This is a genomic window from Xanthomonas sp. 1678, from assembly GCF_031455575.1.
Lineage (GTDB): Bacteria > Pseudomonadota > Gammaproteobacteria > Xanthomonadales > Xanthomonadaceae > Xanthomonas_A.
Genome location: NZ_JAVDSZ010000002.1, coordinates 637,774 through 652,754, shown reverse-complemented (window position 1 = coordinate 652,754; position 14,981 = coordinate 637,774). Strand labels below are relative to the sequence as shown.

The 14,981-nt window shown below is 69.9% G+C and carries 13 protein-coding genes; 3 read left to right on the top strand and 10 right to left on the bottom strand.

Annotated elements, in window-relative coordinates; all coding sequences use genetic code 11:
• Nucleotides 1-3: 3 nt before the first annotated feature.
• The 10 genes from J2Y70_RS05885 to J2Y70_RS05840 form a co-directional block, all read right to left on the bottom strand.
• Nucleotides 4-1,836 carry a tetratricopeptide repeat protein gene (locus J2Y70_RS05885; RefSeq protein ID WP_309914497.1) on the bottom strand — a complete coding sequence of 611 codons (1,833 nt, stop codon included), beginning with the start codon at nucleotides 1,834-1,836 and terminating at the stop codon, nucleotides 4-6.
• Nucleotides 1,833-2,849: a VWA domain-containing protein gene (locus J2Y70_RS05880; RefSeq protein WP_309914727.1), complete on the bottom strand. Its 1,017-nt coding sequence runs from the start codon at nucleotides 2,847-2,849 to the stop codon at nucleotides 1,833-1,835. Before J2Y70_RS05880 ends, J2Y70_RS05885 begins: the two co-directional genes overlap by 4 nt.
• A gap of 17 nt (nucleotides 2,850-2,866) precedes the next feature.
• Nucleotides 2,867-3,316 (bottom strand): DUF4381 family protein, encoded by a 450-nt coding sequence (locus tag J2Y70_RS05875; RefSeq protein ID WP_309914494.1) that lies wholly within the window; start codon nucleotides 3,314-3,316, stop codon nucleotides 2,867-2,869.
• Nucleotides 3,313-4,242 carry a DUF58 domain-containing protein gene (locus J2Y70_RS05870; protein WP_309914724.1) on the bottom strand — a complete coding sequence of 310 codons (930 nt, stop codon included), beginning with the start codon at nucleotides 4,240-4,242 and terminating at the stop codon, nucleotides 3,313-3,315. The genes J2Y70_RS05875 and J2Y70_RS05870 overlap by 4 nt, the downstream gene beginning before the upstream one ends.
• Before the next feature lie 104 nt (nucleotides 4,243-4,346).
• A complete protein-coding gene (locus J2Y70_RS05865) occupies nucleotides 4,347-5,366 on the bottom strand; it encodes a MoxR family ATPase (protein ID WP_309914491.1) in 1,020 nt (339 codons plus the stop codon).
• A gap of 155 nt (nucleotides 5,367-5,521) precedes the next feature.
• The gene (locus tag J2Y70_RS05860) at nucleotides 5,522-7,435 is read right to left on the bottom strand and encodes a type IV pilus secretin PilQ family protein (protein ID WP_309914488.1); all 1,914 of its coding nucleotides are present in this window, start codon (nucleotides 7,433-7,435) and stop codon (nucleotides 5,522-5,524) included.
• A gap of 20 nt (nucleotides 7,436-7,455) precedes the next feature.
• Nucleotides 7,456-7,995 (bottom strand): pilus assembly protein PilP, encoded by a 540-nt coding sequence (locus J2Y70_RS05855; RefSeq protein WP_309914485.1) that lies wholly within the window; start codon nucleotides 7,993-7,995, stop codon nucleotides 7,456-7,458.
• Nucleotides 7,992-8,666, bottom strand: a complete 675-nt coding sequence (locus J2Y70_RS05850) for a type 4a pilus biogenesis protein PilO (RefSeq protein WP_309914482.1) — start codon at nucleotides 8,664-8,666, stop codon at nucleotides 7,992-7,994. The genes J2Y70_RS05855 and J2Y70_RS05850 overlap by 4 nt, the downstream gene beginning before the upstream one ends.
• The gene (locus J2Y70_RS05845; protein WP_309914480.1) at nucleotides 8,663-9,427 is read right to left on the bottom strand and encodes a PilN domain-containing protein; all 765 of its coding nucleotides are present in this window, start codon (nucleotides 9,425-9,427) and stop codon (nucleotides 8,663-8,665) included. Before J2Y70_RS05845 ends, J2Y70_RS05850 begins: the two co-directional genes overlap by 4 nt.
• Entirely contained in the window at nucleotides 9,427-10,485 is a 1,059-nt protein-coding gene (locus tag J2Y70_RS05840; protein ID WP_343237612.1) for a pilus assembly protein PilM, read from the bottom strand. The genes J2Y70_RS05845 and J2Y70_RS05840 overlap by 1 nt, the downstream gene beginning before the upstream one ends.
• A 216-nt stretch (nucleotides 10,486-10,701) precedes the next feature.
• On the opposite strand from J2Y70_RS05840, the gene J2Y70_RS05835 reads away from it, so the two are divergent.
• The 3 genes from J2Y70_RS05835 (at nucleotide 10,702) to J2Y70_RS05825 (ending at nucleotide 14,835) form a co-directional block, all read left to right on the top strand.
• Nucleotides 10,702-13,134: a penicillin-binding protein 1A gene (locus J2Y70_RS05835; protein WP_309914476.1), complete on the top strand. Its 2,433-nt coding sequence runs from the start codon at nucleotides 10,702-10,704 to the stop codon at nucleotides 13,132-13,134.
• A gap of 181 nt (nucleotides 13,135-13,315) precedes the next feature.
• The gene (locus J2Y70_RS05830; RefSeq protein WP_263395570.1) at nucleotides 13,316-13,963 is read left to right on the top strand and encodes a hypothetical protein; all 648 of its coding nucleotides are present in this window, start codon (nucleotides 13,316-13,318) and stop codon (nucleotides 13,961-13,963) included.
• Nucleotides 13,964-14,016: 53 nt separating this feature from the next.
• The gene (locus J2Y70_RS05825) at nucleotides 14,017-14,835 is read left to right on the top strand and encodes a DUF4375 domain-containing protein (protein WP_309914472.1); all 819 of its coding nucleotides are present in this window, start codon (nucleotides 14,017-14,019) and stop codon (nucleotides 14,833-14,835) included.
• Nucleotides 14,836-14,981: the final 146 nt, after the last annotated feature.

The following is a 14,981-nucleotide window of genomic DNA, read 5'->3' as shown; positions in this document are numbered from 1 at the left end:
CGATCATGGTCCTTCCCGCTGCCTGCGTTCGTGTTCGAGCTTGAATTTGGCGCGCAGCAGGTTGCCCGGATCGTCCGGCACCCGCCGCAGCCATGCCTCCACCGCCTGCCGCTGTTCGCGCTGCTGCGGGGTTTCCGCCGCGGCCGCAGCGGCGCGCGCGGCCGCCTGCTTGCCCGCCGCGCCCTGCTGCGCCGCCATCGCCTGCTGCATCTGCTGGCGCTGCGCCGCATCGGCCTGCTGCTGCGCCTGCGCATCGCCCGGCTTCGGCGGCGCCGGCTGCTGCCCATCCTTCGGTGCGCCAGACGGCGGCGACTGTCCGTTCTTCTGCCCTGGCTGGCCTTGCGCATCGGGCTGCGGCGGCGCCTTGGCCTGGGCCGGATCCTGGTCCTTGGGCGTGCCGCCGGCACCCGACTGCGACTGGCCTTTCTGGTCCTGTTGCGATTTGTTGTTGTCCTGCTGTCCCGGCTTGTTCTGCCCGGACGTGTTCTGCCCGGACTGGCGCTTGCGCGCGGCATCGACCGCGGCGCGGTTGGCGATCGCATCGGCCATCTGCGGCTGCTGCCGCAGCGCCTTGTCGTAGGCGTCGATGGCCTCGTCGTAGCGGCCCTGGCGGGCCAGCGCATTGCCCAGGTTGTACCAGCCCTGGTCGCTGTCGATGCCTTCGAACTGTTGCTGCGCGGCGGCGAAATCGCCCTTGCGATAGGCCTGCACGCCCGTATCCAGGCGCTGCTGGCGCACCTGGTCGGGACGCCGCCACCAGTTGCCGGCGGCAGCGTCGCCGCCCGTGGCGCCGGTCGCCTGCGCCTGCGCCGGCCACGGCATCGCCAGCGGCAGCAGCAACACCAGCAGCACTGCCGCGCCACCGCGGCGACGGAACGCGAACAGCGCCAGCAGCAACAGCGGCGGCAGCAGCCAGTAGCCCTGGTCCAGCCACACCCGGCCGCTGTGTTCCCCGGCGGCGGTTGCATCCTGTTGCTGCGCCGGTTGCAGCACGCCCAGCGCGTGCAGATCGGCATCGGTCGGCGTCAGCGCGGCGTAGCGGCCGTTGCCGGCGGCGGCCAGCGCCTGCAGCGCGCCGGCATCCAGTTGCGCATGGCCGACGCCGCCCTGGCCGTCGCGATAGGCCGCCCCCTGCGCGGTCCCCAATCCCAGTGCGGACACGCGGTAGCCCTGCCCGGCCGCGCGCGCCGCAGCCTGCTGCGCCTGCGCGTCGGCCTGGTCGCTCAGCAGCAGGATGTCGCCGCGGGTGAAACCGGCCTGGCGCAGCAACTGCGCGGCCCAGTCGATGGCCAGGTCGCCGCGCTGTCCGGGCATCGGCATCACCTGCGGCGACAGCGCGTCCAGGAACAAGGCCACGTTGGCCGCGTCGTCGGTCAGCGGCGCGACGGTATAGGGTTCGCCGGCGTAGGCCAGCAGCGCGACTTCGCCGCCGGCGCGCTCGCGCAGCAGCGTCGCCAGCTTGGCGCGCGCCTGCAGCAGGCGCGACGGCGGCAGGTCGCCGGCCTCGATCCGCGGCGACAGGTCCAGCGCGATCACCAGCGGCGTGCGCGATTGCCACAACGGCTGCTGTTCCTGGCGCCAGCTCGGCCCGGACAGCGCCACGACCGCAAGCACGTAGCCGAGCGCGGCCAGCCACAGGCCGGACAGCGACTGCCGGCCATCCTCCTTCGCCAGCAGGTGCGGCAACAGGTGCGCGTCCACCGCGCGCCGCCACACATTGCGGCGCCGGCGCCGGCGCAGCCAGCTCCAGCCCAGCAACGGCAGCAACAGCAGCGCCCACAGCCACTGCGGACGCAGCAGATGCAAGGCATCCAGGAAGCCGAGCACGGCGTTCATTGCCGCCTCCATGGCCACACGAAGGCGATCAACCCCAGCAGTAGCGCCGCCGCCAGCGGCCACGCGTAGCGCTCGATCCGCGGGCGCACCGCCGGGCCGGCCGAGCGCACCGGCTCCAGGCGCTCCAGCTCGGCGTAGATCGAGACCAGTTCGTCGGTGTCGCGGGCGCGGAAGAAGCGGCCGCCGGTGTCCTGCGCGATCTTGCGCAAGGTGTCCTCGTCGACCTGGTCGTCGCCGCCGCTGGCGGGGATCGGCAAGCCGAACAGCGAATAGCCGCCGGCACCGCCGAAGGCGATGGTGTAGACGCGCACGTGTTCGGCCTTGGCCAGTTCCGCCGCCTTGGCCGGTTCCAGCACGCCGGCGGTGTTGACGCCGTCGGTCAGCACGATCAGCACCCGGTCGCCCTGCGGCTGTTCGCGCAGGCGCTTGACCGACAGCGCGATCGCGTCGCCGAGCGCGGTCTCACGTCCGGCCAGGCCGACCACGCTGTCGCGCAGTTGATCGCGCACCGTCGCCAGGTCGGCGGTCAGCGGGGTCAGCGCATACGCCTGCTGGCCGAACACCAGCAGGCCGATGCGGTCGCCGTCGCGGCGGTCGAGGAAGTCGGCCAATACCGCCTTGGCCGCGGTCAGCCGGTCCACCACGCGCCCGCCCAGGGTCATGTCCGGCTCGCTCATGCTGCCGGACAGGTCCACCGCCAGCATCAGCTGCCGCGCCTGCTGCGGCGGCGAGATCGGCTCGCCCAGTTGCAGCGGCCGTGCCGCCGCGCCGCACAGGCAGAACCAGGCCAGCCACGCCAACCACAGGCCGACGCGCCACAGGCCGCCGCGCGCGGGCGCCGCCGCCACGGCCTGCAACTGCGCGCCGTACGGCACGCGCAGCGCCGGTGCGTTGCCGTGCTGCGCCGGCAGCAACAGCCGCGCCAGCAGCGGCAGCGGCATCGCCAGCCACATCCATGGCCAGGCGAACCCGGCCAGCAGGTCGGCGAGACTTTGCCAGTGCAGCGAGAACATGCTGATCGCGGCCTTGCTCATCGCCTGGCCATCAGCTCGAGGAAGCGGCGCCGCGCCAGCGGCAGCAAGGCCTGCAGCTGCGCAGGATCCAGTTCGCGCCGATAGCCGCCGTCGAGCAGCGCCCGGCCCGGCCCGGCGGAGAAGTCCTGGCGCTTGCCGCCGTCGAGGAAGCGCAGCCAGGGCTCGCCCTGCAACGCCGCGGCGGCGGGGTCGCTGCGCCGTGCCGCGCGGCGCAGCAGTTCCGACACCGCGGCCACCTGCGCCGGCGCAGCGCCGCTGCCGAGCGCCGCATCGAACTGGCGCTGCCAGCGGCGCAGTCGCGCGCGCCGCCACGCCCACAGGCCCAGCGCGATGCCCAGCGCCAGCAGCAGCGCCGCGCCCAGCAGCAACCAGCCCGGGGCCGGCGGCCACCACGGCGGCGCCGGCGGCAGGTGCACATCGCGCAGCGGCAACTGTTGCGGGGTCATCGCGGCGCGCTCCCGGCTGGCGCCGGCAGCAGCCAAGATTCGCTGGCCGCATCGCTGCGCAGCACGCGCACCTGCACGCCGCGCCCGGGCAGTTCGGCCAGCAGCGTTTCCAGCGGCGCGACGAACTGCGCGTGCCAGCGTTGTTGCGCGCTGGCCGCCAGCAAGTCCACTTCCACCCGCCGGCCGCCGGCCCAGAACGGCAACGCCGCACGCGGCGGCTGCAACTCCAGCGCGTCGGCCAGCAACACCAGCACCACGTCGTTGTGCAGCGCCAGCCCGGCCCAGCGCGCCGCGGGAATCGCGTTGGCGCTGCTCGGATCGGCCAGCACCACCAGCCGCGAACCCGGCCGCAGCAGCTTGGCCGCGTGTTCCAGCGCCACGCCGAGGCCGGCATCGTCCGGCGGCGGCTGCGCGTACCAGCGCGCCAGCGCGTCGAGCACGCGCAACGCGCCGCGCGGTCCGGCCGCCGGCGGCACCGGCGCTTCGCTGCGGCTGCCGCGCAAGGCGGCGAGACGATCGCCCTGGCGCTGCGCGGTCCATGCCGCCACCGCGCCGGCACGCGCCGCCTGCACCGACTTGAAACGCACGCGGGTGCCGAAATACAGGGTCGGCGCGGTATCGGCCACGATCAGGCTGAGCCGCTCGCGCTCGGCCTGGAACAGTTTGGTATGGGTGCGCCCACTGCGCGCGGTGAGCCGCCAGTCGATGTGGCGCACGTCGTCGCCGGCCACGTACTCGCGCGACTCGGCGAATTCCATGCCGCGGCCACGTTGCGCCGCCGGCGCGCTGCCGCTGAGGCCATGGCGCCCGCGCCGCGGCGGCGGCACCCGCGCCACGCTCGCGCGCAACGCCACCAGCTCGGCCAGGGTCGGGCGCACGCCGTCGCCGCCCGGCGCGGCGTCGGCGCGTGGCGTCTGCGGCGGCATGGTCTGCACGGCCACCGTGCGCTACCTCGCCCGCGGCATGGCGCCGCCGGCACGACATGCCGGCGCTCGGCGCTGTAGCCGTTTCCGTTCGCGCTGCCGCTCGGTCAAGGCGGCGGCACCTGGTCCAGCAGCGCTGCGACCAGGCGATCGCCGTCCCAGCCCTCGGCCGTGGCCTCGTAGCTGGGCAGCACGCGATGGCGCAATACGTCTGGCGCGACCGCGCGCACGTCGTCCGGGGTCACGAAGTCGCGCCCCGCCAGCCAGGCGCGCGCACGCGCGCAGCGCTCCAGCGCGATCGAGCCGCGCGGGCTCGCGCCCCAGGCGATGCGCCGTGCCAGTGCCGGGTCGTAGCCGCTGGCATCGCGCGAGGCCAGCACCAGTTCGATCAGGTAACGCTCCAGCGGCGGCGCCATGTGCAGCGACAGCACCGCACGCCGCGCGGCGAACACGTCCTCCAGCGGCAGCCGCGGCGGTGCTGCCTCGCCGTGCTCCAGGGTCTCGCGCGCGCGCTCGCGCGCCAGGCGCAGGATCTCGGCCTCGGCGGCGGCTTCCGGATAGCCGATCCGCACATGCATCAGGAAGCGGTCCAGCTGCGCCTCGGGCAGCGGGAAGGTGCCCTCCTGCTCGATCGGGTTCTGCGTGGCCATCACCAGGAACAGCTTCGGCAGCGCATAAGTGTGCCGGCCGACGGTGACCTGGCGCTCGCCCATCGCCTCGAGCAGCGCCGACTGCACCTTGGCCGGCGCGCGGTTGATCTCGTCGGCGAGCAGGATCGGATGGAAGATCGGCCCAGGCAGGAACTCGAAGCGGCTTTCCTGCGGGCGCCACACCTCGGTGCCGGTCAGGTCGGCCGGCAACAGGTCCGGCGTGAACTGGACGCGGGCGAAATCCGCTTCCAGCCGCGAGGCCAGCGCGCGGATCGCGGTGGTCTTGGCCAGGCCGGGCGCGCCTTCGACCAGCAGGTGGCCATCGGCGAGCAGCGCGATCAGCAACCGTTCCACCAGCGCGGACTGGCCGACGATGGTGGCGGACAGGCCGTCGCGCAGGGCGAGGAAGGCCGCGTGCAGACGCTGGTGCTCGGACGCGGCGGGAGAAGGGTCGAAGCTCGAGGGCGTGGTGTTCATGCGCCGAGTTTGACCTATCGGCGGTGAAATGGTTCTGCGCCTGCGACAGGAATCGGCCGCGAATTCAGATTTTCCTCATCCGCCGCCTGAAACGAAGACGGGAGAAGTGCATGCTTCTCCCGTCCTGTCACCACTGGTGGTTCGGTAGCGCGGGATCAGCCAGCGGCCGACGCCCGCTTGGCCACGCGCATTACCTTCGGCGTCACGAAGATCAGCAGTTCGGCCTTGCTCTTGCTGCGGCCGCGCTTCTTGAACAGATTGCCCAGGAACGGGATATCGCCCAGGAACGGCACCTTGGAGACGCTGTTGCGATCGGTGAACTCGTAAACGCCGCCGATCACCACGGTCTGGCCGTCGTCGACCAGCACCGCGGTATTGATCTCGCGGCGGTTGATTTCCGGGACAGTGCCGTAGTTTTCCAGGATCACGAAACGCTCGATCTCGTCCTTCTTCACGTTCATGTTCAGGAAGACCCGATTGTCGTCGGTGATGGTCGGAGTGACCTTCAGCTCCAGCAACACTTCCTTGAACTGCACGTTCGGCGTTGCCGCGGTCCCACCCGTGCCACCGGTAATGGTGACATAGGCGACTTCCTTACCCTGCTTGATCACCGCCTCGCGCTGGTTGGAGGTGACGATGCGCGGGTTGGAGATCACCTCGCCACGTCCCTCTTCCTGCAGCGCCGACAGCTCCAGATCCAGGTTGAAGTTGGATCCGAGCAGCGTATAGGCCAGGCTCGGCAGGTTCGTGGCATTGGTGAAGGTGGTGCCGCCCAGATCGACGTTGAGCCCGCGCGTGGCAGCGGCGCCGCCGCCGGTCGCGCCGCTGCCGACGGTCGCGGTGTTGTCGCCGTAGCCACGGGTACCGCCGATGCCGAACTTGGCGCCCAGATCGCGGGCGAAGGTGTCGGTGGCGATGACGATGCGGCCCTCGATCAGCACCTGGTCGACCGGACGGTCGATCACGTTGATGAGCTCGCGCATCTGCGCGATCTTCTTCGGGATGTCGCTGATCATCAGCGTATTGGTGCGTTCGTCGGCGACGATGCGTCCGCGCGGCGACAGGAAGCCGTTGTCGGTCTGGCCGCTGCCGCCGCTACCGCCACCACCACCACCACCACCACCACCACCACCACCACCGATCCCCTTGGCCTCGGTCAACGCTTTGAAGATCGTGGTGGCGCTGTGGTAGTTGATCTGGATGTAGTCGGTGCTCAGGTCCTCGCGGTTCTCGATCGCGATCCGCGCATCTTCCTTTTCCTGCTCGAACTTGGCCAGTTCCTGCTGCGGCGCGACCCAGACCACGGCGCCGTCGCGGCGTTTGTCCAGGCCCTTGGCGCGCAGCACGATGTCCAGCGCCTGGTCCCACGGCACGTTGACCAAGCGCAGGGTGACGCTGCCCTGCACGGTGTCGGACGCGACGATGTTGAGGTTGGATTCCTCGGCGATCAGCTGCAGCACGGTGCGCACCGGCACGTCCTGGAAGTTGAACGTGACCGGGCGGCCGCTATAGCCGCGCGCGGCGACCTGCGCCGCCGCCTGGCTGACCGTGGTCGCGCTGACCGCGCCCACTGCCGGCGCCGAGGTCCGCGGCGAGATCTCCACCACGTACTCGTTGCCGGACTGGTAGGCCAGCGACTCGAAGGCGCCGCTGGTGCTCAGCACCAGCTGCGCGCCGCCGGCGTACGGCTTGGCGTCGATGCGCTGGACCGGCGTGGCGAAGTCGGTGACGTTGAGCGGACGCTGCAGTTCCGCCGGCAGCGATGCGTTGCCGACATCGACCACCACGTTGTTGCCCTGGGTCCGCAGATCGGGGCTTGCGCCCGCGCCGCTGAAGTGCAGGATCAGCCGCCCCGCATCGCCGTCGCCGCGCTTGAAATCGATCTTCGACACCGTGAGCTTGGCCGGTGCCTGCGGCGCTGCCACCGCCGGACCCGGCGCAGGCGTCGCCGCCAGCGCCGCACCCATCACGGCCGAGCTCCCCAGCATCGCCGCCAACCCCAATGCGCATAGCCGCACCGTCGCGTGGCGCCGGATGGGACGCAGGCTCAGGGCTTTGGAAAAAGTCATCGTGCTATCCCCATAATCAATCATTGATCGTCCAGCGCCACGGCGGCCGGACGTTCCAGCCAACCGCCAGCGCCATCCGGCACCAGTTCAATCAAATCGATGCGATCCTCGTGCACCCCGGTCACGCGGCCATCGCTCTGCCCCATGTAGATGCCGGGACGAACCCGGTAGGTCACCTTGTCCGGCGCCATCACCAGCGCCACCAGGCCCGCACCGTTGCCCAGCGTGCCGACCATCGTCAAGCCGTCCAGCGGGAACTGCTCCAGCGGTTCCTTGCGCCGGTTCGGATCCGGGCGCAGGCCGTTGTTGCCGTCCGGACTGGTCCAGGCGTCGCTGAACGGATCGCGCAGGCCCTGCGCCGCATATTCGAAGGTTTCGAACTGCTGCATCACCGGCAGCGGCTCCAGCGGCTGCGCCGGCCGCGCGCGCACGTCCTTCACCCAGTTCTCCAGGTTCGGGGCCTCGCCCGGCGTGCTGGTCACGCCGCGACCGCAACCGCCGAGCAGCGCCACCAGCGCCAGTCCGGCCAGGCACTTCCATGCCGTGGTCCGCCGCTTCATGCGCCACCGCCTTGCTTGGAAGCCTTCTTCGCCGCGGCCGCCGCTTTCTCCTGGTCCGCCATTTCCTTGTCGTCCAGGTAGCGATAGGTCTTGACCGTGCCGGACAGCTCCAGCTCACCGCGCGAGGTGAGCCCGACCTTCTTGTCCTTAGGCTGGAGATTGATGTCGTGCATGGTCAGGATCACCACCCGCGGCAGCGACGCCACGCCGCTGACGAAGGCGCCGAACTGGTGGTAGCTGCCGACCATGCGCAGCGCGATCGGCTTCTCCGCGTAGAACTCCTTCGGCGACTCCGGGCCCGGCTGGAACAGCTCGTTGGCCAGGCCGCTGGACAGCGCGGTCTGCGAGATGTCGATGATCAGGTCGGGCATCTCGGTCTTGCTCGGCAGCTGCCGCAGCATCTGCTGCAGCACCTGCTCCATCTGCACCAGCTGTTGCTTCAGCGGCTGCAGGTTGACCGCACGGCTCTGCTCCTTCTCGAACGAGGCGCGCAGCTCGGTTTCCTTCTGCTCCAGCGTGCCCAGCTCGTCGCGCTTGTCGCTGATCAGCAGGAACCACGACAGGATCAGGATGAACAGCGTGACCAGCACGCAGAAGCCGATCTTGGCCTGCTGCGGCCAACTGCCGAGGTTGTTGAAGTCCAGGTCTTTCAGGTTGACTTTCTTGCTCATGACGCCGGTCCCTGTTGCGCTGGCGTGGCGGCAGGCGCGGCCGGCGGGGCGGCCGGCGGCGTCGCGGGTGCGGTCGGTGCCGCGGGCGCGGCAGTCGACGCCGGAGTTGCGGCGGCGCCGGCGGCGGGCGGCGCGGCCGGCGCACCGGGTGCCGGCGTGCCAGTACCCGGCACCGTGTCCGCGGCGTCGCCCGGCACCGGCAGCTTGACCTTCAGCGTGAACACGTAGGGCAAGGCCTTGGCGTCGACGATCGGCCCCTTGACCTCCTTGTCCTGCGCCTTGGCCTCGATCACCGACAGTTCCGGATTGGTCATCCAGCCCGAGCCCTCGAGATTGCGCATGTAGGCGCTGACCCGTGCATTGGATTGCGAGCGCCCTTCCAGGGTCAGGATGTCGCCTTCCTGCTTGACCGCGGTCAGCACCACGCCATCGGGGATGGTGCGCACCAGCGAGTCGAACAGGTGCACCATCTGCGAACGCTTGGCCTGCAGCTCTTCGATCACGCGCTTGCGCGCCAGCAGGCGCCGCTTCTGCTCGTCGAGCTTGTCGATTTCCTTGTTCTGCGCCTGGACCTTCTCGATCTCGGTCTGCAGATAGGCGTTGCGCTCGTTCTGTCCGGTGATCTGACGGTCGTAGTAGAACCAGATCAGCGCCGCCAGCAGCACGCCGGCCAATGCGGCGAAGCCCAGCATCGAGTAGAACTCGCGCTCGCGTTGCTTGCGTCGCTCCGCCCGCCAGGGCAGCAGGTTGATTTTTGCCATCAGTCGAAGCTCCTCAGAGCCAGGCCGGTGGCGATCATCAGCGCCGGCGCGTCCTGGGCCAGCGCATGCGCCTGCACCTTCGGCCCCAGGGTCATCTGCGCCAGCGGGTTGGCGACCACGGTCGCCACTCCCAGTTGTTCCTCGACCATCTCTGGCAACCCGGCCAGCGCCGCGCAGCCGCCGGCCAGCACGATGTGGTCGACCCGGTTGAATTCGCTGCCTGCATAGAAGAACTGCAGCAGGCGGCTGATCTGCTGCACCGTCGCCTCCTTGAACGGCTCCAGCACTTCGATCTCGTAGCTTTCCGGCAGCCCGCCCTGGCGCTTGGCCATGCCGGCTTCCTCGTAGGTCAGGCCGTAGCGGCGCATCACTTCGTCGGTCAGCTGCTTGCCGCCGAATACCTGTTCGCGGCTGTACAGGCTGCGTCCGCCGCGCAACACGTTGAGCGTGGTCATGGTGGCGCCGATATCGACCAGGGCGACGACGCCATCTGCGGCCACCGGCAGCTCGCTGGCCACCAGCGCGAACGCGTTCTCGACCGCGAAGGCCTCCACGTCCATGACCCTGGCGATCAGGCCGCCGAGTTCCAGCGCCGACTGGCGCAGCTCCACGTTCTCCGAGCGCGACGCGGCCAGCAGCACCTGCACCATCTCCGGGTTGTTGGGGATGCTGCCCAGCACCTCGAAGTCCAGGTTCACTTCGTCGATCGGGTACGGGATGTAGTTGACCGCCTCCAGCTCGACCTGCGCTTCCAGCTCGTTCTCGTCGAGCTCGGCCGGCATCGGGATCAGCTTGGTGATCACCGCCGAGCCGGCCACCGCCGCCGCGGCATGCTTGGCGCGGGTGCCGGAACGGGTCACGGCGCGGCGAATCGCCTCGCCCACGGCTTCGACCTCGACGATGTTCTTCTCGACCACGGCGTTGGGCGGCAAGGGTTCCACGGCGTAGTGCTCTACGCGGAACCGGTTGCCGCTACGCGACAGCTGCAACAGCTTGACCGCAGTCGAACTGATATCGACGCCGATCAGCGGTTGCTGACTCTTTGGGATAAGCCCCACGGATTTTCCCCTGCCGACGGGCACTTGGACGCCAATCTTGCGTCCGCGCATTAATAACAAATTTTTTGCAATTGGCAACCACCCTCGGCATGTCGTGACCTCGGTCACGTCATGTCTTGTGGCGGCAACCCTTCGCATCCCCGGAATCGGCCCCAGCCGTTCCCCGCCGTACTCTATACTCTGCGCCCAAGAAATCTGCAATCGGAATCTCTGTCGATGCCCCGTTTTCGTCGTTGGCTGCGCTGGGCGCTGGTCACGTTTGTCGTCCTCGCCCTGGTCGGAGCAGCCGCCGCCGGCGGGCTGTATTACGTCGTCTCCTCCAAGCTTCCCGACGTGCAGACGCTGCGCCAGGTGGAGCTGCAGGAGCCCATGTACGTCTATGCCAGCGACGGCAAGCTGATGGCCCTGTTCGGCGAGACGCGGCGCTATCCGATCACCATGAAGGACGTGCCGGAGCGGCTGAAGCAGGCGTTCCTGGCCACCGAGGACGCGCGCTTCTACCAGCACGGCGGAGTCGACTACAAAGGCATCGCCCGCGCGGTGTGGCTGCTGGCCACCACCAGCGACAAGCGCGTGCCGGGCGGCTCGACCATCACCCAGCAGGTCGCCCGCCAGTTCTTCCTGAGCTCCGAATACAGTTATACGCGCAAGCTGGCCGAGATCCTGCTGGCGCGCAAGATCGAGGCCGAGCTGAGCAAGGACGAGATCTTCGAGCTGTACCTCAACAAGAGCTTCTTCGGCAACCGCGCCTACGGCATCGCCGCCGCGGCCGAGTACTACTACGGCAAGAAGCTCAACGAACTGAGCCTGGACGAGATGGCCTCGCTGGCCGGCATCCCCAAGTTCCCGTCCAGCGGCAACCCGATCAGCAATCCCGAGCGCGCCAAGCAGCGCCGCGACAACTACGTGCTCAGCCGCATGGCGTCGCTGGGCTTCGTCACCCAGGCCGAGGCCGACGCCGCCAAGGCGGTGCCGATGCACGCCACGCCGCACGAGCGCCCGGTCGAGGTCGAGTCGCCCTACGTGGCCGAGCTGGTGCGCCAGGAGATGATCGCGCGCTTCGGCGGCGACGTGCTCGACAAGGGCTACCACGTCACCACCACCATCGACACCGAACTGCAGGCCGCCGCCAACCAGGCGGTGCGCAAAGGCCTGGTGATCTACGACCGGCGCCATGGCTGGAATGGCGTGGAGAAGCATTTCGACGTGGCCGCCGACGCCGACGCGGCCGCGCTGGCCGGCCACCTGGCCGGCATCAATGCGCAGGGCGGCATGCTGCCGAGCATCGTCGCCGCCACCGGCAGCGACGGCAGCGCCAGCGTGGTGCTCGCCAACAAGACCGAGCTGGTGCTGCCGGTCGCCTCCAGCCGCTGGACCGGGCGCAGCCCGGCCGCGCTGCTCAAGCGCGGCGACCTGGTGCGGATCCAGGCCGGCGACAAGCCGGGCGAGTGGGAAGTCACCCAGTTGCCGCGCGGACAGTCGGCGCTGGTGTCGCTGGACGCCAACAACGGCGCGCTGCGCGCCCTGGTCGGCGGCTTCAGCTACGCCGGCAACAAGTTCAACCGCGCCACCCAGGCGCGGCGCCAGCCCGGCTCCAGCTTCAAGCCGTTCCTGTACGCGGCCGCGTTCGAGAAGGGCTTCAATCCGGCGTCGATCGTGCTCGACGCGCCGGTGGTGTTTCGCGACCGCCGCGGCAAGACCTGGTCGCCGCAGAACGACGGCGGCGGCTTCCGCGGCCCGATGCGCCTGCGCGAGGCGCTGGTGCAGTCGCGCAACCTGGTCTCGGTGCGCCTGCTCGACAGCATCGGCGTGGACTTCGCGCGCAAGTACATCAGCCAGTTCGGCTTCCAGGAAGCCGAGCTGCCGCCCAACCTGTCGATGTCGCTGGGCACCGCGTCGCTGACCCCGCTGTCGGTGGCGCGCGGCTATGCGGTCTTCGCCAACGGCGGCTCCAGGGTGGACACCTGGATCATCGACAAGGTCACCGACCGCGACGGCAATGTGCTGTTCCAGGAGCACGCGCCGACCGCCTGCCGCAGCTGCGGCAGCGTCGGTGGCAGCGCCACTCCGGCCAGCCAGGTGGTCGACGGCTTCAACTTCGGTGCGGCAACGCCGCCGCCAGCGCCCAAGCCTGCGGCGACCGCCGCGGCGGCCCCGGCCGTGGCCGAGACGGCGCCGGCCGATCCCGAGGCCAAGGTGGCGCCGCGCGCGATCGACGAGCGCACCGCCTACCAGTTGGTCTCGATGATGCGCGACGTGGTCCAGCGCGGCACCGGCACCGCCGCCAAGGTACTGGGCCGCGAGGACATCGGCGGCAAGACCGGCTCCACCAACGACCACCGCGATGCCTGGTTCTCCGGCTTCGGCGGCCCCTACGTGACCACCGTGTGGGTCGGCCGCGACGACTTCCGTTCGCTCGGCTACCGCGAATACGGCGGCAAGGCGGCGCTGCCGATCTGGATCGAGTACATGCGCGTGGCGCTGAAGGACAAGCCGATCGCCAGCAACGACCCGCCGGCCGGCATGGTCCAGGCCTCGCTCAACGGCGCCACCGAGTGGGTCAAGGTCGAGGACATGGATCGCATCCAGGAGTTCGACTACGGCCTGCAGGACCAGAAGACCGACGACGCAGCGTTCGATATCTTCTAAGGGCTCCGGACTCGGGACCAGGGACTCGGGACTCGGCGGGGACCCGGCGCCGAGGCGGCGATGGCTGGCGGACGCTGCGTAGCCGAGCGCGATTCGAACCGGCTGCAGCGCGCAACCGCGCTGCATGCCGACGTCACCGCGCTGTTGTACAGTCGGGGCAGGCTTTGAGGGAGGCGGCCCCATGCACCACGCTCGGCAACATGCCCAGACCCGCACGCACGAACGCCGCCGCCGGCTGGCCCACGAAGCCGCCCGGCTAATGGCCGAAGGCGGCATCCGCGATTTCCACCAGGCCAAATTGAAGGCCGCCGAACGGCTCGGCATCCACGACGACGCCTCGCTGCCGCGCAACCGCGAGATCGAGGATGCGCTGCGCGAGTACCAGCGCCTGTTCGCTGGACCCGACCACGCCGGTGGCCTGCGCCTGCGCCGCGAGGCCGCGTTGCGCGCGATGGACTTCCTGCACGCGTTCGCGCCGCGCCTGGTCGGCCCGGTGTACGACGGCACCGCCGATGCGAACAGTCCCGTGCAATTGCACCTGCACAGCGACGACGCCGACGCGGTGGCGCGCTTTCTCGAAGAACACCGGATCCCGGCCGAATCGCGCACGCGCCGGCTGCGCCTGGACCGCGAACGCAGCGAGGACTTCCCGGTGTGGCTGTTCGCCGCCGAGGAACTGAGCTTCGACCTGACCGTGCTGCCTTACGACGCGCTGCGCCAGGCGCCGCTGTCGCAGGTCGACGAGAAGCCGATGCGGCGCGCCTCGGACAGCCAGCTGCGGCAGCTGCTGACCGAGCAGGACATCGCCGACTACCAGCAGCGGCGCTGAGCGCCGCCGCGCCGCGCGTCCCGCGCACACCCCCTCGCCACCGGACCCACTGCATGCCCGCCATTCCCGCCAGCGCCATCGTCATCTCACGCAACAGCTTCGACAGCGACGATGCGTACGCGCCGATCCAGTCCAACATCAGCTTCATCAACGCCCAGCTCGACCAATGGCTGCGCCCGGACGAGATCGCCGCCGAGGCGATGTGCAGCTACTACGTCGACTTCTACGTGGCGCAGGTGGAAAACGGCGGCTTCGCCCAGTTCGTCTACAACTGCAATGCCGACCCGGTGGTGCTGGACCAGGTCGGGCGCGGGCTGCAGGCGATGCAGGCGCCGCGGCATGCGGCGCTGTACGCGGCCAGCCGCGCGCTGTTGGAGCGGATGGACGAGGACACGCTGCAGGCGTTCATGGATGGCGACTACTTCGGCGACAACCCCGCGCGCGACGCGCTCGACCAGCATGGCGACGCCTTCCATGCGCTGGCGGAAGAAGAAGACCTGATCGCGTTGAACTCGGCCTGGCTGCGCACGCACCCGCAACTGGTGGTGCTGTCGATCGAAGAGATGCAGGCCGAGGTCGAGCGCCGTGCCGCGGCCCTGCCCGATCGCCATGCGCGCGTCGCCGCAGCGCTGGAGAACGAACCGCGCTACATGAAACTGATCCGCCGCCTGTGCGCCGACAGCGGGCACACGCTGGACAGGGTCACCGCGGGCGACCCAAGCCACGCGCACAACGGCGGCCAGGTGCTGGCCTGGCACTTCCTGACCGATCGCGGCCACTTCTACCTGCTCGACCTCGATGGCATCGCGCGCATGCACGAGGCCGACAGCCATGCGCTGGTGGCGCAGATCGAAGTGCCGGTCGAGCACTAGTGCGGCTCGAGCCAGAGCCTGCCACGCGATGATGCCATCGCGCAGCGGTGCCTGTGGAAGGCGCTTGGGCGGCATCAAGCCATCGGCCGCAGTGGGCATTCCATGTCACGCGCGTCGCGACTGAAGTCGCTCCCACATGAAAAGCG